At 70.8% G+C, this 18,870-nt stretch carries 16 protein-coding genes and 1 pseudogene; 13 read left to right on the top strand and 4 right to left on the bottom strand.

From position 1 onward, the window contains the following. Positions 1-8 precede the first annotated feature (8 nt). The gene (locus VIM26_RS17415) at positions 9-155 is read left to right on the top strand and encodes a ThuA domain-containing protein (RefSeq protein WP_331953471.1); all 147 of its coding nucleotides are present in this window, start codon (positions 9-11) and stop codon (positions 153-155) included. Between the two features lie 48 nt (positions 156-203). Here the strand turns inward: VIM26_RS17415 and VIM26_RS17410 are convergent, their stop codons facing one another. Further along, entirely contained in the window at positions 204-1,376 is a 1,173-nt protein-coding gene (locus VIM26_RS17410) for a helix-turn-helix domain-containing protein (RefSeq protein WP_331953465.1), read from the bottom strand. A 224-nt stretch (positions 1,377-1,600) separates the two neighbouring features. Between VIM26_RS17410 and VIM26_RS17405 the strand changes: the two genes are divergently transcribed. Genes VIM26_RS17405 through VIM26_RS17380 form a run of 6 tightly spaced genes read left to right on the top strand, consistent with a single transcriptional unit; the run spans position 1,601 to position 8,093 of the window. Beyond that, the gene (locus VIM26_RS17405; RefSeq protein ID WP_331953463.1) at positions 1,601-2,494 is read left to right on the top strand and encodes an ABC transporter substrate-binding protein; all 894 of its coding nucleotides are present in this window, start codon (positions 1,601-1,603) and stop codon (positions 2,492-2,494) included. Between the two features lie 3 nt (positions 2,495-2,497). Continuing rightward, the gene (locus tag VIM26_RS17400) at positions 2,498-3,478 is read left to right on the top strand and encodes an amino acid ABC transporter permease (protein WP_414696510.1); all 981 of its coding nucleotides are present in this window, start codon (positions 2,498-2,500) and stop codon (positions 3,476-3,478) included. 35 nt (positions 3,479-3,513) lie between these two features. Further along, positions 3,514-4,266, top strand: coding sequence for an amino acid ABC transporter ATP-binding protein (locus tag VIM26_RS17395; RefSeq protein WP_331953467.1), 753 nt, complete (start codon positions 3,514-3,516; stop codon positions 4,264-4,266). Between the two features lie 17 nt (positions 4,267-4,283). Beyond that, positions 4,284-5,567 carry a M20 family metallo-hydrolase gene (locus tag VIM26_RS17390; RefSeq protein WP_331953461.1) on the top strand — a complete coding sequence of 428 codons (1,284 nt, stop codon included), beginning with the start codon at positions 4,284-4,286 and terminating at the stop codon, positions 5,565-5,567. A 37-nt stretch (positions 5,568-5,604) separates the two neighbouring features. Further along, on the top strand, positions 5,605-6,393 hold the full coding sequence (locus VIM26_RS17385) for a nitrilase-related carbon-nitrogen hydrolase (protein ID WP_331953459.1): 789 nt from the start codon (positions 5,605-5,607) through the stop codon (positions 6,391-6,393). Between the two features lie 53 nt (positions 6,394-6,446). After that, positions 6,447-8,093 (top strand): flavin monoamine oxidase family protein, encoded by a 1,647-nt coding sequence (locus VIM26_RS17380; RefSeq protein ID WP_414696509.1) that lies wholly within the window; start codon positions 6,447-6,449, stop codon positions 8,091-8,093. Positions 8,094-8,258: 165 nt separating this feature from the next. Here the strand turns inward: VIM26_RS17380 and VIM26_RS17375 are convergent, their stop codons facing one another. Further along, positions 8,259-10,229: a DUF2264 domain-containing protein gene (locus VIM26_RS17375; RefSeq protein WP_331953455.1), complete on the bottom strand. Its 1,971-nt coding sequence runs from the start codon at positions 10,227-10,229 to the stop codon at positions 8,259-8,261. Positions 10,230-10,410: 181 nt separating this feature from the next. Between VIM26_RS17375 and VIM26_RS17370 the strand changes: the two genes are divergently transcribed. From VIM26_RS17370 to VIM26_RS17355, 4 genes are all read left to right on the top strand, one after another. Further along, positions 10,411-12,459, top strand: a complete 2,049-nt coding sequence (locus VIM26_RS17370; protein ID WP_331953453.1) for a heparinase II/III family protein — start codon at positions 10,411-10,413, stop codon at positions 12,457-12,459. Between the two features lie 47 nt (positions 12,460-12,506). Further along, entirely contained in the window at positions 12,507-13,532 is a 1,026-nt protein-coding gene (locus VIM26_RS17365) for a LacI family DNA-binding transcriptional regulator (protein WP_331953451.1), read from the top strand. A gap of 169 nt (positions 13,533-13,701) precedes the next feature. Then, the gene (locus VIM26_RS17360) at positions 13,702-13,887 is read left to right on the top strand and encodes a hypothetical protein (RefSeq protein WP_331953449.1); all 186 of its coding nucleotides are present in this window, start codon (positions 13,702-13,704) and stop codon (positions 13,885-13,887) included. Positions 13,888-13,892: 5 nt separating this feature from the next. After that, the gene (locus VIM26_RS17355; RefSeq protein ID WP_331953447.1) at positions 13,893-14,165 is read left to right on the top strand and encodes a hypothetical protein; all 273 of its coding nucleotides are present in this window, start codon (positions 13,893-13,895) and stop codon (positions 14,163-14,165) included. A gap of 36 nt (positions 14,166-14,201) precedes the next feature. Here VIM26_RS17355 and VIM26_RS17350 read toward each other — a convergent pair. Next, positions 14,202-14,325, bottom strand: a pseudogene (locus VIM26_RS17350). Positions 14,326-14,657: 332 nt separating this feature from the next. Here VIM26_RS17350 and VIM26_RS17345 point away from each other — a divergent pair. Beyond that, positions 14,658-15,821, top strand: a complete 1,164-nt coding sequence (locus VIM26_RS17345) for a Gfo/Idh/MocA family oxidoreductase (RefSeq protein WP_331953445.1) — start codon at positions 14,658-14,660, stop codon at positions 15,819-15,821. Then, the gene (locus VIM26_RS17340; protein WP_331953443.1) at positions 15,818-16,738 is read left to right on the top strand and encodes a sugar phosphate isomerase/epimerase family protein; all 921 of its coding nucleotides are present in this window, start codon (positions 15,818-15,820) and stop codon (positions 16,736-16,738) included. The genes VIM26_RS17345 and VIM26_RS17340 overlap by 4 nt, the downstream gene beginning before the upstream one ends. Here the strand turns inward: VIM26_RS17340 and VIM26_RS17335 are convergent. Then, entirely contained in the window at positions 16,735-18,858 is a 2,124-nt protein-coding gene (locus VIM26_RS17335; protein WP_331953441.1) for a putative bifunctional diguanylate cyclase/phosphodiesterase, read from the bottom strand. The two genes, VIM26_RS17340 and VIM26_RS17335, sit on opposite strands and share 4 nt — an antisense overlap. Between the last annotated feature and the right edge of the window lie 12 nt (positions 18,859-18,870).

Genomic DNA, 18,870 nt, shown 5'->3' with positions numbered 1-18,870 from the left:
CCGTGACGATGCCGGTCACCTGGACCCGCCGCTGGGGCGACGGGCGGGTCTTCGTGTGCACGCTCGGGCACCAGTTGAGCGACTTCGACGTGCCCCAGACGCGCACGATGATCGAGCGCGGAATGAGCTGGGCGGCGCGCGGGTTCGCGCAGTAGAGCGCGACCCGCCTCCCTTTTGGATGTAGGTCGGCACTTGTTGGTGGGTCAGGCCCGCGCCGGGCCGCGCAGGGCGACGACCGCGAGCGCCGCCTCCTTCGGCTTCTTCAGGTCGATGCCGGTGAGTCGCTCGAAGGCCCGCAGCCGGTTCACGACGGTGTTGCGATGGCAGAACAGGCGTCCGGAGGTCTCGACCAGACTTCCGGTCTCGAGAAAGTCGTTGACCGTCTCGATGATTCGTTCCCGTTCAGGTGGCGGGCAGCCGGCGAGCAGGGGGTCGATCAGCTGAGCGAGCTCGCAGCCGATCGCATCGAGCTGGTGCCTCGCGATGGACACCCACCGGTCACCCAGGGTCATGATCCCCGAGCTGCCCATGGGCAGGTCGGTCATGATCTCGTGCCCGGCTGCCACCGCGCTGCGCACACCGCCGAGGTGTGCAGCCGGGGGCGCGAGCCCACAGGCCATGCCGTCGAACACCGCGGCCTCCCGAGCGCTCAGGGCGTGGAGCTCGTCGGGCGGGCAGGTCCAGAACACCACCGTGTGCCGGCCGGCGTCGTAGGTGAAATACCGGACGGACGTGGTCCCGCGGGACGGCAGCCGGCGCCGAACGATCGGGCCGTCCAGCCGGGCGACCACCGCGACCTTGAACCCGACCCCGCTCGGCACCTGCAGCGCGCCCGCAATTCTCTTCAGCTCGACCTCCGTCGGAGCCACCGAGCCGAGGAGGAGGCCGATGTAGTGACCCTCCAGGTCGGCGTTCTCCTGCTGGATGAGCGCCAGCTCGTGCAGGTAGTGCTCCTGCACGTGCAGGGCGTACCGGTCGACCGTCTGCCAGACCCGCTCCGTCCTGGCCACCAGCAGCCGCGGGTCCGCCTGGATCGAGTCCTCGCACAGGGCGGACCACAGGACGGAGAAGTCCAGCCGAACGGCCTTCATCAGGCTGTCCAGCGCGATGCCCTGCTGGGCACGCCGCTTCCCCAGGTCGATGGCGATCCGCTCGAGCTCCGCGTCGTGCCCGTTCGTCGCCGCCAGGCTCTCCAGCAACGCCGTGAAGGTGCGCAGGCTACTGGTCCGCAGATCGTCGACCGTGATGGCCGACCGGCTGTACGCCTCGTCGGCCATCACCCGGTGCAGGAACGAGTCGACCAGAGTCTCGAGCGTCTCCGAGACGAGCCCGAGCACCTCGACCCAGGCGCGTTCGGCGGCTACTGCCTCGTCCACTCGGTCTCCGATCGCTCCGGGCGCCGGTTCATGCGCCTGCGCGCATCGCGGCTCGCGCACGACCAGTATCGCCGCCGCACCGCCGTCGACCGTTGTGCGTTCGTACAGTCGAGCCCCCCGATCCCGGTCGCGCACGTCATTGGCCGCCTCTCCTCCCGCTGGAATCATTGCAGGTGGCAGCCGGTGGAGGACCGTCGGCACACCCCGACGAAGGGTCCCGAACAATGCAGTTCAGACACTCCTGGCCGGCACTCGCCGTCGTGACCGCGCTCCTGCTCACCGGCTGCGTGGACAACTCGTCGTCGGCCGTCGGGGCGCCGAAGGGCGCCGCCGCCCCGGTCACCAAGGACGACGGCGCCGCGGCGCTGCTCCCCAAGACGATCGCCGCGTCGGGCAAGCTCCGGGTCGGCACCAGCCCCAACTACGCGCCGAACGAGTTCAAGGACGAGGCCGGCACGCCGATCGGCTGGGGCGTCGAGCTGGCCGACGCGCTCGCCGGCAAGCTCGGCCTGACCCCCGAGCTCACCGTCGCGCAGTTCGACAACATCATCCCGAGCGTGACCGGCGCGAAGGCCGACATCGGCGAGTCGTCGTTCACGGACACGGTCGAGCGGGAGAAGCAGGTCGACTTCGTCAACTACTACACCGCGGGCATCGCGTGGGCCGCAGCCGCCGGCAAGACCGTGGACCCCGAGAAGGCCTGCGGGCTGAAGGTCGCCGTGCAGTCGACCACCTTCGAGGACACGACCGAGGTCCCAGCGAAGAGCGCCGCGTGCGTCGCCGCGGGCAAGCCCGCGATCGAGAAGATGAAGTTCGACGCCCAGGACGCCGCCACCAACGCGGTGATCCTCGGCCAGGCCGACGCGCTCAGCGCGGACTCACCCGTCACCCAGTACGCGATCAAGCGGTCCAGCGGCAAGCTGGAGGCCGCGGGCCAGACGTTCGACGTCGCCCCGTACGGCATCGTGGTCGCGAAGGGCTCGAACCTCGGCAAGGCCGTTCAGGCCGCCCTGCAATCGATGGTGGACGACGGCTCGTACGCGAAGATCCTGGACAGGTGGGGCGTCGCCGACGGCGGCATCGACAAGATCACGATCAACACCGCGGCGAACGGCTGACCGGTGAGCAGCACACGAACGAACGACCACGCGGCCGCGGCCGCCCTCGCCCCGTCGCCCGATCCGGCCGCGGCGCTGCCGATCAAAGCGATCAAGCTGCGACACCCGGTTCGGCTGGCCTTCGCGGTCCTCCTCGTCCTGGTCTTCGCCTCGATCCTCATCGACGCCGCCTTCCGGCCGGCCTACGACTGGCCGTCCGTCGGCAAGTACATCTTCGACCGCCGGATCTCCCAGGCGGCGGTCGTGACCCTCGAGCTGACGGTCTACTCGATGGTGATCGCGATCGTGCTCGGGGTGCTGCTCGCCGTCATGCGACTGTCGCCCAACCCCGTGGTCAAGGCCCTCGCCTGGTTCCACCTGTGGGTCTTTCGCGGCACCCCGGTTTACGTGCAGCTGACCGTCTGGGGCTTGATCTCGTTGATCTACTCGAGCATCGACATCGGCATCCCGTTCCTGAAACCGTGGGTCTCCCTGGAGACGAGTGCCGCGCTGAGCACGTTCACGATCGCCATCATCGCCCTCGCGCTGAACGAGGCGGCCTACATGGCCGAGATCGTGCGGGCCGGGCTGCTCTCGGTCGATCGCGGCCAGGAGGAGGCGGCCACCGCTCTCGGGATGAGCTGGGCGCAGACCATGACCCGGATCATCCTGCCGCAGTCGATGCGGGTGATCATCCCGCCGACCGGCAACGAGGTCATCTCGATGCTCAAGACCACCTCGCTGGTCACCGCGGTGCCGTTCAGCTTCGAGCTGTTCACCCGGTCGCGCGACATCTCCGCGGAGACGTTCAACCCGATCCCGCTGCTCATCGTGGCGTCGATCTGGTACCTCTTCTTCACCTCGATCCTGATGGTGGGGCAGCACTTCCTGGAGAAGCGGTTCGCACGCGGGGTCGGTGCCCGGCAGCCCGACAAGAAGGACGCCGCCGCCGGCGACGACCCGACCCGCACCATCCCGACACCGACCACCGGAGGTCTGCGATGAGCGACACGGGTACCCTCGCCGCGGCGCCCACCCCGATGGTGCGTGCCGACCAGGTGTCGAAGTCCTTCGGCTCGCACCAGGTGCTCAAGAGCATCTCGCTGGAGGTCAAGACCGGCGAGGTGATGTGCCTGGTCGGACCCAGCGGGTCGGGCAAGTCCACGTTCCTGCGCTGCATCAACCACCTGGAGGTCCTCTCGGCGGGCCGGCTCAGCGTGGACGGTGAGCTGATCGGCTACCGCGAGGTTGCCGGGAAGCTGTACGAGATGGCCCCGCGGGAGGCGGCCAAGCAGCGCCGGGACATCGGCATGGTGTTCCAGCGGTTCAACCTCTTCCCGCACATGACGGCGTTGCAGAACGTGATGGAGGCGCCGATCCGGGTCAAGGGCCGACCCAAGGCGCAGATCGAGCAGGTCGCTCGGGATCTGCTCGACCGGGTCGGCCTGGCCGAGCGGGCCGACTACTACCCCGCGCACCTGTCCGGTGGGCAGCAGCAGCGGGTCGCGATCGCCCGGGCGCTCGCGATGGAACCGAAGCTGATGCTCTTCGACGAGCCGACCAGTGCGCTCGACCCCGAGCTCGTCGGCGAGGTCCTCGAGGTGATGAAGGGGCTGGCGAAGTCGGGCATGACAATGATCGTGGTCACCCACGAGATGGGCTTCGCCCGGGAGGTGGCCGACTCGCTCGTCTTCATGGACGACGGCGTCGTGGTCGAGGCCGGGCACCCGGACGAGGTGCTCTCCAACCCCCAGCACGCCCGCACGCAGGCGTTCCTCTCCAAGGTGCTCTAAGAAAGGTGTTCACGAAGATGACCACGACCGACGTCACACACGCCCGACCTGAGACGACGACCGATCCGGAGTACTTCCTGCGTGACTTCCGCGCCCTGTCTGCCATCGGGGCGACTCCCGGGCACGGGGTCGATCGGCAGGCCGCGACCGGCGCCGACGGGCAGTCCCGCGCCTGGTTCTCGAGCCTCCTGGCGCACTACGGCTTCCGGATCGAGGTCGATGGGACCGGCAACGTGTTCGGCCTGCTCGAATGGACGCCCGGGGCGCCCTATGTGGTGGTCGGTTCGCACCTCGACAGCCAGCCGCTGGCCGGCAGGTTCGACGGCGCGTACGGCGTCGCCGCCGCGGTCCACGCCGGACGCCGGATCGCGCGGGACTATGCGGGCGGCGCCGTCGTGCCCCGCTACAACCTCGCGATCGTCGACTGGTTCAACGAGGAAGGCTCGCGGTTCGCCCCGTCGATGATGGGCAGCTCCGTCTACACCGGGAAGCTGCCGCTGGACTCGGCCCTGTCGACCGTCGACGCCCGGGGGGTCAGCGTCGGGGCAGCCCTGAGCGACATCGGCTACCTCGGGTCCGGGCCCGGACCCGTGCCCGCCGCGTACGCCGAGATCCATATCGAGCAGGGCCGGCTGCTGGAGGCCGAGGGAGCCACGATCGGCCTCGTCCACTCGAACTGGGCCGCGGAGAAGTTCTCGGTGACGGTCCACGGGGAGCAGTCGCACACGGGGTCGACGGTCATCGCGGACCGACACGACGCGCTGCTGGGCGCCGCCCGGCTCGTCGTGCTGCTGCGGGAGATCGCGGACCACTTCGACGACGGCGTGCTGCACACCTCGGTCGGGCAGCTGTCCGCCTTCCCGAACTCACCGGTGGTGGTCGCCCGCCGGGTCGAGCTGACCATGGACCTGCGCTCGGCGGACGAGGCCGTGCTCGCCGCCGCCCGGACCCTGCTGACCGAGGGGATCGCTCGCATCGAGCAGGAGATCCTCGTGCGGATCGAGCTCGCGCAGTCCCACGCCTGGGGGGTCACGCCCTACCAACCGGCCGGCGTCGAGCTCGCCAGGAAGTGTGCCGAAGAGCTCGCGCTGAGCGTCCTGCCGATGTTCACGCTCGCCGGCCACGACTCGACGAACCTGAAGGACATCGTCCCCACGGTCATGCTCTTCGTGCCCAGCGCCGACGGCATCTCGCACAACGAGCGTGAGTGCACCAACGACTCGGACTCGTGTGCCGGCGTCGACATGCTGACCGCCGTCGTCGAACGCCTGCTCGCCGGCGATCTGGACGGCGCCCGATGACGCGGGCTGTGGCACCGGACCGATCGCGAGGCCGGTCATGAGAATCGCCGTCCTGCAGGAGACGAGCGCGGTGGGCTCGTTCGACGCCAACCTCGAGCTCCTCGAGCACCACGCCGGGCGAGCGAGCGAGGCGGGGGCCGACCTTCTGGTCACGCCTGAGCTCTTCACCTGCGGCTATGCGCCCGCCGCGGTGCACCAGACGGACGGTGCACCCCATCGCCGACGCATCGCCGACATGGCACGCAGGTACGGCGTCGCGATCGTCGCGAGCACGGTCGAGCATCAGGGCGACGACCACTTCATCTCTGCGTCGCTCTTCGGAGCCCGGGGGGACGAGCTCACCCGGTACCGCAAGCAGCACCTGTTCGGTCCGGCCGAGAAGGCGGTCTTCAGCCCGGGCACGGACGCTCCCGCACAGGTGGTCCTCGGTGGTTTCACCGTGTCGCTCGGCATCTGCTTCGACATCGAGTTCCCGGAGTTCGTTCGCCAGGCGGCGTTGGCCGGCACGGAGATCCTGTGCGTCCCCACGGCCGTGCCGGTGGCGGCCGATTTCGACGAGAGTGATCCGCTGACCTTCGATGAGCGGCTGGTCCCGTCGATGGTCGTGCCCACCCGCGCCCTGGAGAGTCAGCTCTTCCTCGCCTACGCCAATCACGCCGGGCCCGGCTTCGCGGGGCTGAGCAGCGTCTGCAGCCCGCTGGGCCGGCGGCTTGCGTCCGCCGGCGACGGCCCCGAGCTGATCCTGGCCGAGGTCCGGAGCGAGACGCTGGACGCGGCCCGCACGGCCATCGACTATCTCGCCTCGTTCGCACCGCACCGCCCGTGACACCCGACCCCGACCCGAGGACCCCAGTGCAGACCGAGCACCGCGGGATCAGCATGCTGATCCCCGATTTCCCCTTCCCGTACGACGACTTCATCGGCCACCCCGCGGGCATCGGAACGGTTCCGCCCGAGCACTACGGCACGGAGGTGGCGATAGTGGGTGCCGGGATGGCCGGGCTCGTCGCCGGCTACGAGCTCATGAAAATGGGACTCAAGCCGGTGATCTACGAGGCCGCGCAGATCGGCGGCCGCCTGCGGGGAGCGACCAGCACCGGCCGCACGTCGCCCGTCGCAGATCTGGGCGGCATGCGTTTTCCCAGGACGGGCCGCACGTTCTTCCATTTCCTCGACCTGCTCGACATCCAGACCGAGAACTTCCCCAACCCGCTGACGCCGGCGTCGTCGAGCACGGTGATCGCCGTCGGCGGCAAGGTGCACTACGCGAAGACCGCGAGCGACCTCCCGGTCCTGTTCCACGAGGTGTCGCAGGCGTGGCGCGAGAGCCTGGAGGAGCGTGCCCACTTCGGCCCCATGCAGCAGGCCATTCGCGACCGTGACCTGAAGACCATCAAGCGCCTGTGGAACGACCTCGTCGAGCGGTTCGACGACACCTCGTTCTCCGGCTACCTGGCGACGTCGAAGGCGTTCTCCGCACTGCCGTTCGAGCACCGAGAGGCCTTCGGCCAGGTCGGATTCGGCGCGGGCGGGTGGGACACCAACTTTCCGGACTCCATCCTCGAGGTGCTCCGCGTGGTGTACGTCGACGCCGACGACGACCAGCTGCGGATAGTCGGCGGCGCCCAGCTGATACCGCAACGACTGTGGGACCACGCGCCGGAGACCATCGCGCACTGGCCCGCCGGGACCACCCTCGCGTCGCTCAACGGAGGATCGCCGCGCGGGGCCGTGCGGAAGATCAACCGGGCCGCCGGGGGCGACGCGGCCGCTCAGGCGATCGAGGTCACGGACGAGCACGGTCGGCGTGAGAGCTATCCGGCCGTGATCGCCACCTGTCAGAGCTGGCTGCTCTCAGCGCGGATCGACTGCGACGAGTCCCTGTTCAGCCCCAAGCTGTGGACCTCGATCGAACGCAGCCACTACATGCAGTCCTCCAAGACGTTCGTCACGGTCGACCGCCCGTTCTGGAAGGACGTCGATCCCGTCACCGGCCGCGACGTCATGAGCACGACCCTCACCGACCGGCTGACCCGGGGCACCTACCTGCTCGACAACGGGCCGGACACCCCGGCGCTCATCTGCCTGTCGTACACGTGGAACGACGACGCGCTCAAGTGGCTGCCGCTCGACGCCGCCGAACGTGTCCGGCTGATGCTCCATTCGCTCAAGGCGATCTACCCGACGGTCGACATCGCCTCGCACATCGTGGGCGACCCGATCACGGTGTCGTGGGAGGACGACCCCAACTTCATGGGCGCGTTCAGCGACAACCTGCCCGGCCACTACCGATACCAGGAACGCCTCTTCACGCACTTCCGGCAGGAGGAGTTCGCGCCGGCCCATCGCGGCATCTTCCTGGCGGGCGACGGCATCTCGTGGACGGGTGGCTGGGCCGAAGGAGCAGTCACGACGGGGCTGAACGCCGTGTGGGGAGTCATGCACCAGCTCGGGGGCGAGACGGACCCGGCCAACCCCGGTCCGGGAGACCTCCACCCGGACTTCTGGCCCGTCAAGCTGCCGTAGCCCCGGGCTACGTGCCACCGCTATCAACGCCAAAGACCCCTAACGTCGCCAAAGACCCCTAACGTCCGAGCGTTGACGTCCTATAGGACGTCAACGCTCGGACGTTAGGGAGAGGGATCAGCATCAGCGGCTTCGCGGGCGCCGCGGTCGGGAACTAGCGCGGAGTTACGAGACGGCGAACGACAGGTCGACCGAGGTGGCGGCGCCGGGCCAGGCCACGTCGAGGGTCTCGGCGCCGCGCGGGCCGCGGATCGTGGCCGACGGCGGGGTCGGGTCCGTGCCGGGACCGGCGAGGAAGACGAGCGCGGCGTACCACCGCCCGAGGTCGGCAGGGCTCCCGGTCGCGACCCATGGCGTCGTCGTGCGGGCGGCGAGCGGGGTCGCGTCGGCAGCCTCGTCGAGGCCTGCGAGGTCGAAGCCCGCTTCGCCCGGGAGCTCGACCGGCAGCACAGACGACACGAGCCCGTCCGGGGCCGTCGCCGGCACGGGCCAGCCGCCCACGCGCAGGCGCCCGACGGCGACGTCGGCGTCGGGCGCGGCGTCGACCCGGACAAGGCGCACCTCCCACGGGCCGCGCACGACGGAGACCGTGGTCAGCCAGGCACCGAGTCGGGCCGTGCCGGCGCGGCCGGAGCCGTGGTCGGGGGCGGCGGGATCGGCGCCGGCCCAGTGCACCCGGGCGCGCGAGGCGCCCACGCCCGCGGCGTCGTCCCCAGTCCCGACAACGCGCAACGCGAGCGTCTCGAACCCGGTCCGATGGCTCGCGTGCCCGCCGGCGTCGAGCAGGACGACGGACTGGTCGAGCGGGTCCTCCGCGCCGGGCCCTGAGAGCAGCGACGAGGTCGCGGTCGAGTACCCGAGGCGCGCGTAGAGCGGGGCGTCGGTCGCGAGCGAGCGGGGTATCGCGTGGTCCGTGCCGTGGTTGATCACCCGCACGACGCCGTCCGCGCGGGTGCCGGCCACGAGCCAGCCGGGCGCCGCAATGGTGGCGAGCGTGTCGGCCCGTTCGACCGGCAGGGGCTCCTCGGTCGCCGCCCAGACGGCGTGGTCGGCGGGTAGCGCGAGGCCGAGCAGGCCCTTGGACGCCCAGTACGGCGAGCCGGGACCGGAGTACGACTGCGCCATCGGGCGCCACTCGCGGTGCCAGCCCAGGGTGAGGATGCCGCGCTCGTCGGGCGCGCCGTGGTCCACGAAGTGCCGCGCGATGCCCGACGCCGCCCGCCGAAGCCGGCCCGGGGAGACCGCCGTCGTCCCGGACAGCGCCCCGGCCCACAACGGCGAGGCCGCCGCGAACCGGTAGATCAGGCTGCGGCCTTGGAGCAGCGGCGAGCCGTCCGCCCCGACGAGCCGGACGGCGTCGAGCAGATACCGGTCCAGCCTGGCCCGGTAGGCCGCGGCCCGCGCGACGGCGAGCGGGTCGTCGCCGGCCATCTCGAGCCACAGGATCGGGTACAGGTGCAGGGCCCACCCGGAGTAGTGGTCGAACGCGCGCTCGGCGCCGTCGGCGTACCAGCCGTCGTCGCGGACGAAGGTCTCGTGCAGGTCGAGGTTCCGCTCGACGTCGGCGGCGTCGTAGGGCCCGCCGACCGAGCGCAGGAACTGCTCGACGACGGTCTGGAACCAGACCCAGTTGATCGGCGGATACCGCTTGCCGACGACGGTCCCGAGATAGTCCACGACGTTCGCCTGGACCTCGCCGGTCAGCCGGTCCCAGATCCAGCGCCGCGTCAGGTGCAGCCCGAGCGCGAGCGCCGCGGCTTCGACCTTCGCCTGGCCATGCTCGTCGGGGCGCACCCAGCGCTCCGGCGAGCGCGGATCGGTGCCCGCGGCGAGGCCGGCCGCGTACCAGTCGGCGAGGCCGAGCGGGTCACGGCCGTCGTCGCCCGCGAGGCGGAACGCGGCCGCCATGAAGGTCCGGGCAAAGCCCTCGAGCCCGTCGACCGCGGTGCCGTAGCCGCCGGGCGGGCCGGGGAACGTGAGGAGCGCGTGGCCCGGCGAGGCGTGCGGCCGCGCGCACAGCAGCAGGTGGTCCGCGAGCGCGGCCCAGTGCTCGCGGGTCCAGCCGGTGTGCGGGGAGCGGGTGCGGTCCTCGGGAGGCAGGCGCAGCGCCGACGTCGTGCGGGCGCCGAGGCTCACGCGGGCTCGTCGGCGGCGCGGTTCCTCACCGGCATCACCTGCGGACGGTCTGCGGCGCTCATGCGACTCCCCTGGGTGAGTGACGGCCTCGTGCGAGTGCCCGCAGTCAACAGTCGCGTTCGGCTACGGTCAACCGAATCGATCAACACGATGACCGTCGATCATTGGGGCGCCGAAGCACGTGACCGCGCAGGCGAACCTCGCGACGGCGACCGACCGGTTCCGCGGCCCGTTGGCCGCGCGGTGGGGAGCCTCGGCGCTGCCCGACGCCCTCGAGGACGCCCGCGGGCTCGGTTCCTCGAGCGTGCGACCCGCGACCGACCGGGCGTTCTGGGCCGGCCTCGATCCGTCGGCCCTCGGCGCGATCGCCGGGCGCGCGCGGGCGGAGCTCGCCACCCCGTGGCCGCAGCCGCTGGCCTCGCACTACGCGCGCTACTTCCGCGACGGGAACCGGACCGACTACGAGGCGCGGGTCGGCGCCCGCCAGGAGCGCCTGACCCGCGCCGTGCTGGTGGCCGCGTGGACCGGCGAGCAGCGGTGGGTCGACGAGGTGGCGGACGGCGTCGTGCTGCTGTGCGAGCAGAGCAGCTGGTGCTGGGCCGCGCACGACGACACGTTCGCGCGGCACGGCTGCGTGACCCCGACCCTGGACGACCCGTACCTGGACCTCGGGGCCGGGGAGGTCGCCGGCCAGCTGGCCTGGGTCGACCATGTGCTCGGCGCAGCGCTCGACGCGCGCGCTCCCGGCGTCCGGCAGCGGATGCGCGCCGAGACGCGGCGCCGGGTGCTCGAGCCGTTCGCCACCCGCCGCGACTGGCACTGGCTCGGGCTCGACGGCGACGTGCACAACTGGAACCCGTGGATCCATGGGAACGTGCTGGTCGCAGCGCTGGCCTTCCTCGACAGCCGCGAGCGCGCGGACGTCGTCGCGCTGGTGATTGCGGGTCTGGACCGGTACCTCGCGTCGCTGCCGCCCGACGGCGGGATCGACGAGGGCTACAGCTACTGGTGGAACGGGGCCGGCCGCGCGCTGGAGGCGTTCGACCTGCTCGCCCGGGCCACGTCCGGCGAGCTCGACGCGAGCGCGGTGCCGGTGCTCCGCGAGACGGCCCGGTTCCCGCACCGGATGCAGCTGGGCGGGAGCTGGTACCTCAACGTGGGCGACGGGTCCGCGCGCGCGTCGGCCGACCAGGCCTGGCACGTGCTGCACCGGTGGGGCGCGCTGCTGGGCGACCAGGACGTCGTCGGGCACGCCGCCTCGCACCGGGCGGCGGGCGGCGGGTCGGCGGTGAGCGAGCGGGCCGGCCTCGGTCGGGCGCTGGCCGCGCTGGCCGACGCCGACTGGCGCGCCGCCGCGCCGACCGCGCCGCCGCTGGTCGAGCGGGTCTGGCTGCCGGACGTGCAGGTCGCCCTGGTGCGCGAACGCGGCGGCAGCTGCGCCGGGTTGACGCTCGCGATCAAGGGCGGGCACAACGGCGAGCACCACAACCACAACGACGTCGGCTCGGTCGTCGTCGCGATCGACGGCGTGCCGGTGGTGGTCGACGCCGGCAAGCCGACGTACACGGCGCAGACCTTCGGGCCCGACCGGTACGCGATCTGGACCATGCAGAGCAGCTGGCACAACGTGCCCGAGCCGCGCGGGACCGCCCAGGGTGTCGGTCGCGGGTTCGGCGCGCGCTCCGTTTCGGTGGACGCGGGCCCGGACCGGGTCACGACGCGGCTGGACCTCGCCGGCGCGTACGACCTGCCCGAGCTCGCCCACTGGTGGCGCGACGCGACGCTCGACCGGGCGGCGCAGGTGGTCACGATCGCGGAGGAGTGGGAGCTCAACCGCGAGGACGCGGCGGCGTCGGGCGGCGGTGCGTCCAACAACGCGGCGTCCAACAACGGGGCGTCGAGCAACGCGGCGTCCAACAACGCGGCGTCGAGCAACGACCCGGCGCCAGAAGTCGCAGCGCTCCCGACGCGCCTGCACTACCTGCTCGCGGGAGCCGTCGTGGCGACCGGTCCGCACGAGGTCACCGTCCATCCGTCGGGCGGCACCCGCGGCGCGCGCCTGTGCTGGGCACCCGGTTCCGCGAGCGCCGAGCTCACCGTGCGCCCGCTCGACGACCCGTCCCTCGCCGAGGTCTGGGGCGACACCCTGACGCGCCTCGAGCTCACGGTCGCCCCGGGACCGGACCCGCTCGCCGGCACCTTCCAGCTCACGGTGCAGGCCCTCGGATGAGCCCGGACGTCTCCGCAGATCGGATGGCAAACCCTTACCATTCACGTGTGGTCGGACCCGTGACATTGAGCCAGGTTGCCCAGGAGGCGGGCGTCTCCATCGCCACCGCATCCCGCGCGTTCAACGGCAGCGCGAACCGGACGGTTCGCGAGGATCTGCGTGAACGGGTGATGGTGGCGGCCGAGCGACTGCGGTACGTCCCGGACTCCAACGCGCAGGCGATGGCGCGCGGCCGGACCACCTCGCTCGGGCTGATCGTGCACGACATCGCGGACCCGTTCTTCTCCTCGATCGCCGCCGGAGTGACCATCGCGGCCGAGCGCGCCGACCTCGCCGTGACCCTGGCGAGCACCCAGCACGACCCGCTGCGCGAGCCCAGGATCGTCGAGGTCCTCACCCGGCAACGGGCCCGCGCGATCGTCATCGCCGGCGGGCGCCGCGACGACAGCGAGGCCGACGCAATCATGACCCAGGCGCTGGCGGACTTTCGCCGGTCGGGCGGCTCGGTCGCGCTGATCGGCCAGCCCCTGCTCGGCGTCGACACGGTCGTCATCGGGAACCGGGACAGCTCGGCGGACCTGGCCCGGGCATTGCACGCACGGGGCTACCGGCGGTTCGCGGTGCTCGCCGGCCCGACCGACCACCTGACCGCCCGCGACCGCTTTCTCGGGTTCTCCGGTGCTCTCGACGAGCTCGGCTCCCCCGTCGACCCTGCGGTGGTGATCACCACGGCCTTCACGCGCGACGGCGGCTACGAGGGCATGGCGACCTTGCTCCGCGACGGTCCGCCGGTCGAGCTCGTGTTCGCGGTCAACGACGTGATGGCCGTCGGCGCGATGGCTGCGGCGCGCGACGCCGGCATCCGGGTGCCCGACGACGTCGCCGTGGCCGGCTTCGACGACATCGTCACCCTGCGCGACGTCACCCCGGCGCTCAGCACGGTCCGGGTGCCGCTGGTCGACGTCGGCATCGCCGCGACCGAGCTCGCCCTCAGCGCACCGTCCAGCGAGCCGCGGCTGGTGCACGTTCCCGGCGCCGTCGTGCTCCGAGAGTCGACGCCTCGGAGAGGCTGAACGTCGATCGATCGAGGCTTTGCAGGTTGCCTGCGATGAACCGGATGGCAGGTGAGGCCCCAGACCCGAGGTTCGAGTGGAACCGCGTTGAGCTCGGGCACCATGCAAGGTAACTTGTAGAACGTGGGCGACGATCCGATCATTGCGGAGAGCGCGCGCAAGCCATGGCGTGAGCGACGAAGACATCCTGCACACGTACCTGAACCCGATTCGAGTGTTCGACCTCGACAAAGGATTCACGATGGTCATCGGAGCGAACCGCACGGCCATCATCTACGAGGTCGGTGTCGTCGAAGGCGTCACGACGTCGGTCATCGTCCACGCGATGAGAGCACGCGAGAAGTTTCTGAGGTGATGAAGATGCCACGCACAGTAAAAGAGATCCTGGCCCACGCCGACGAGCTCGCTCAGCGGTTCGAGGACTACGAGCCTTCACCAAAGGATGAACGCGACCCGGAGGTGTTCGCGGAGCTTCGTCGGGCCGTCCTGTCGCGATCGGACGCCGAACGATCGATCAACGACGCGGTCAGGCGAGCACGCGCGAGCGGATACTCCTGGGCGTTCATCGGCTCGCTCCTCGGCACGTCCGGTGAAGCGGCTCGCCAGCGCTACCGCAACAAGCAAGACGCGTAGTCGCCCACGCCCAACCCGGGTCGGACCGCGCCCACTTACCCCGAGCGGGATTCGAACCCACACTGGATCGGGTTTGAGCCAAATCCCGCTGTCGGTCTGGTTGTCGCTCTGGTAGCCGAGTTGGTGGCAGCGCTGGTTGCAGCCGAAGTGCGCCATGGGTGCGCGTTCGATGCAATCAGCCCTGCAACCAGCCCTCCAGCCGCGTCCCGGGGCGCGTAGCCCCGAGCCCCGAATGCCGAACGCCAGACGCCGAACTCACGGGAGAATGCGCGAGCGGCTCGCGCTCTCGCCAGGCCGCTGATCGCCAGCAGCGCCGTCGGCGCGCTCAGTGCAGCGCTCTGTGCAGCCAGAGTGCCCCTGGGGTGCACTTTCGCTGCACAGAGGGCTGCACAGAGCCTCCGGCGCCGACCGTCCCGCCCTTGACGGCCCGGATCCCCCTCCCTACACTCGGAAAGCGCATTCCCACCCACCTCATCCGACTTCGGAGTCCCCATGGCGTCCCCAGTGCTTCGTATCGCGATGAACGGCATCACCGGGCGGATGGGCTACCGCCAGCACCTGCTCCGGTCGATCCTGCCGATCCGCGACGCCGGCGGGATCCAGCTCGACGACGGCACCCGCGTGCAGGTCGAGCCGATCCTGGTCGGGCGCAACGAGGCGAAGATCCGCCAGATCGCCGAGCGCCACGGCGTCGAGCACTGGACCACCGACGCCGAGGCGGTCGTCGCCGACCCGAGCGTGGACATCTACTTCGACGCGCAGGTCACCTCGCGCCGCGCCGCCGCGCTGACCGCGGCGATGAAGGCCGGCAAGCACATCTACACCGAGAAGCCGACCGCCGAGACGCTCGACGGCGCGATCGAGCTCGCCCGGCTGGCCCGCGACAGCCAGATCACCGCCGGCGTCGTGCACGACAAGCTGTACCTGCCGGGCCTGGTCAAGCTGCGCCGGCTCGTGGGCGAGGGCTTCTTCGGGCGCATCCTCTCGCTGCGCGGCGAGTTCGGCTACTGGGTCTTCGAGGGCGACGGCCAGAGCGCCCAGCGCCCGAGCTGGAACTACCGAAGCCAGGACGGCGGCGGCATGACCACCGACATGTTCTGCCACTGGAACTATGTCCTCGAGGCCATCCTCGGCACCGTCACCTCGGTCACCGCGATGACCACCACGCACATCCCGACCCGCTGGGACGAGCAGGGCAAGGCGTACACCGCGACCGCCGACGACGCCGCGTACGCCATCTTCGAGGTCGAGACCCCCGCCGGCGACCCGGTGATCGCCCAGATCAACTCCTCCTGGGCTGTGCGCGTCTACCGCGACGAGCTCGTCGAGTTCCAGGTCGACGGCACGAGCGGCTCCGCGGTCGCCGGCCTGCGCAGGTGCGTCGCCCAGCAGCGCGCGCACACCCCGATGCCGGTGTGGAACCCGGACCTGCCGGCCACCGAGCCGTTCCGCGACCAGTGGCTGGACGTGCCCGCGAACGGCGACCTCGACAACGGCTTCAGGGTCCAGTGGGAGGAGTACCTGCACGACGTCGTCGCCGGGCGCGAGCACCGCTTCGGGCTGCTGTCCGCGGCGCGGGGCGTACAGCTCGCCGAGCTCGGCCTGCAGTCCTCCGCGCAGGGTCGGCGCCTGGCGATCCCCGAGCTCACGCTGTGACCGCGGCGGCCGGGGACGCCCGGGTCGAGAACCCGGCGACCGGCGACCTCTCCCGCCTCTCGCTCAACACCGCGACCACCAAGTCGTGGACCCTCGCGGAAGCGGTGGACGGCACCGTGCGCGCCGGCCTGGGCGCGATCGGGCTGTGGCGCGACCGCGTCGCGGAGGCCGGGCTCAGCGAGGCCGCGAAGCTCGTGGCCGACGCCGGTCTGCGCGTCTCGTCGCTGTGCCGCGGCGGTTTCCTCACCACCGCCGACGACGCCGCGGCCAAGGTCGCGCTCGCGGACAACCGCGCCGCGATCGTCGAGGCCGCAACCCTGGGCACGTCCGAGCTGATCATGGTGGTCGGCGGGCTGCCCGCGGCGAGCGCCCCCGGCGGACCCGCCCTCGCGGGCGGCGACCGCGACCTTGTCGCCGCGCGCCGGCGGGTCGCGATGCGCATCGGGGACCTCGTGCCGTTCGCGCTCGAGCACGGCGTGCGACTCGTGCTGGAACCCCTGCACCCGATCTTCGCGGCGGACCGCGCGGTGATCTCCACGCTCAAGCAGGCCCTCGACCTGGCCGCGCCGCACCCCGCGCGTGCGGTCGGCGTCGTCGTCGACACGTACCACGTGTGGTGGGACCCCGAGCTGCAGGTGCAGATCGCCCGGGCCGGCGCGGAGGGCCGGCTCGCGGGCTACCAGGTGTGCGACTGGACCCTGCCGCTCGCCGCAGACCCGCTGCTCTCGCGCGGGTACATGGGCGACGGGTACGTGGACTTCGCCTCGATCGGACGCTGGGTGACCGCGGCCGCGTATACGGGCGACGTCGAGGTCGAGATTTTCAACCAGGCGATCTGGGACACCCCGGGGGACGAGGTGCTCGCGATCATGAGTGACCGCTACGTGCGCCACGTGCTGCCGGGGCTGACGCGCTAGACGTCGCCGTCGGGCACGATCACGAGCGTCCGGTCACGAGCGCCGGCACCGACGAGGAACCGGCGGGCCTCCGCTGCGGGGAGGGCCTTGGCGAAGAGATAGCCCTGTCCCCGGTCGCAGCCGAGGTCGCGTAGCAGGGCCAACTGTTCGGTCGTCTCGATACCTTCCGCGACGACCGAGAGCCCCAGGCTCCGCGCTAGCCCGACGATGGCGGTCACGATGGCCAGACTCATCGGGTCGGCACAGAGCCCCTGGATGAAGACGCCGTCGATCTTCAGCTCATCGGGACGGAACTGGACCAAGTAGTTGAGCGACGCGTAGCCGGTGCCGAAGTCGTCGATACTGACGCGCACTCCCATCTCCCGCAGCGACGCGGTAGCCAGCGTCATCGCTTCGGCTGCGACGACGAGCACGCTCTCGGTCACCTCGAGGCAAAGCAGGGCCGGGTCGAGTCCGGTGTCCGCGAGGATACGAGCCACGGTGTCCTTGAACCGCGGGTCGGCGATCTGGCGCACGGAGACATTCACGGAGACCGCGGGGCTCGGCAGGGCGGACCGCCAGCCGGCCGCTTCCCGGCACGCTTGCTCGAGCACCCAGGTACCGAGGGGAACAATGAGCCCGGTGTCTTCGGCTACCGGGACGAACTCGTTCGGGCCGATGAGGCCGCGTTCGGGATGATGCCAGCGCACGAGCGCCTCGAAGCCGCGCAGGTCGCCACTGCTCAGCGCGACCTGGGGTTGGTAGTAGAGCGCAAGTTCGCCGCGGGCCAGCGCAAAGCGGAGATCGGCTTCCACGCTGAAGCGGTTCACGACGCGGGCACGGAGCGCGTCGTCGTAGATCTCATGTCGCGCTCGGCCCCGCTCCTTGGCTCGGTGCATCGCTGCATCGGCGTTCCGCAGGACGTCCTGAGCAAGCATCCCTTCCCCCGACACCGTGGCGATCCCCACACTCGCGGTGACCGTGACCTGTCTGCCGGCGACCTCGAACGGTTGGCTGATGGCCGCACCGACCCGCTGAGCCAGCGCCGCCGGGTCCTGCTCGCCGGCCGGGCCGTCGCACACGAGCACGAACTCGTCACCACTCAGGCGCCCGACGGTGTCGCCTTCACCGACGATGGCACGCAGCTGCTTCGCGACGGCAACGAGCACCAGGTCACCTGCCGCGTGGCCGAGGCTGTCGTTGACCAGAGTGAAGTTGTCCAGGTCGATGAAGAGCACCATGACTTGCCTGTCGGGGCGCCGCCACTGGCTCAAGGCATGGGTCAGGCGGTCGTCGATCAGGGTTCGGTTCGGTAGCCCGGTGAGCGGGTCGTAGAGCGACTGTCGCACCAGGGCCGCCTCCGCGATCTTCGTGGCTGTGACGTCTACGAACTGGCCAACGAAACGAGCGGGCTGGCCGCGAGCCCCCATCAGGAGAGAGGCGCCGAACAGGACCCAGGCGGCATGCCCATCGGCCCGCATGAACCGCTGGACGACCGGCTTGCTCCGGGACCTCCCGGTCAGCAGGCCCGTGAGGGTGCGCGACGTGCTGGCCCGGTCGAGCGGATGTGCCAGAGACGAGATCGTCCACGAGAGCAGCTCCTGCTCGCTACGACCGAGGAGCTCGCACAGAGCCTCATTGACCTCGAGGAGTCGACCATCCAAGCCGAGCACCGCCATGCCCGTGGACGCGCACTCGAAAGCGCCCTTGAAGCGATCGTTCGCGGCCTGTGCGGCCAGCTCGGCGTCACGGGACTCACGGCGCTGTTCCATCTCGGCCAGAGCACGGCGCACCACCGGGCCAAGCCTGTTGAGATGGCTCTTCAGGACATAGTCGGTCACCCCACTCGAGAGCATCTGGACCGCGCGCTCCTCGCCAACAGTCCCCGTCACGACAATGAAGCCGGCATCGGATCGCGCCCTGCGGGTGAGGGCGAGCGCGCCAAGCGCATCAATGGAGGGCACGGCGTTACCGGACAGGATCAGGTCCGGGTGGAGATCTCGCAACGCAGCGACGAAGCCTTCCTTGGTCTCGACCCGCACGGAATGGAACTCGATCCCGGAGTCACGCAGTTCGCGCTCGATCAGTTCAGCGTCGAGTGCGCTGTCCTCGAGGTGCAGGATCAGAATGCGGGGGGTCATGGTGTGCGCCGC

The organism is Pengzhenrongella sp., from assembly GCF_036565025.1.
In the GTDB taxonomy this organism is placed as follows: Bacteria; Actinomycetota; Actinomycetes; order Actinomycetales; family Cellulomonadaceae; genus Pengzhenrongella.
The sequence above is the reverse complement of the archived record's forward strand: the minus strand, read 5'-3'. Positions and strand labels throughout refer to the sequence as shown.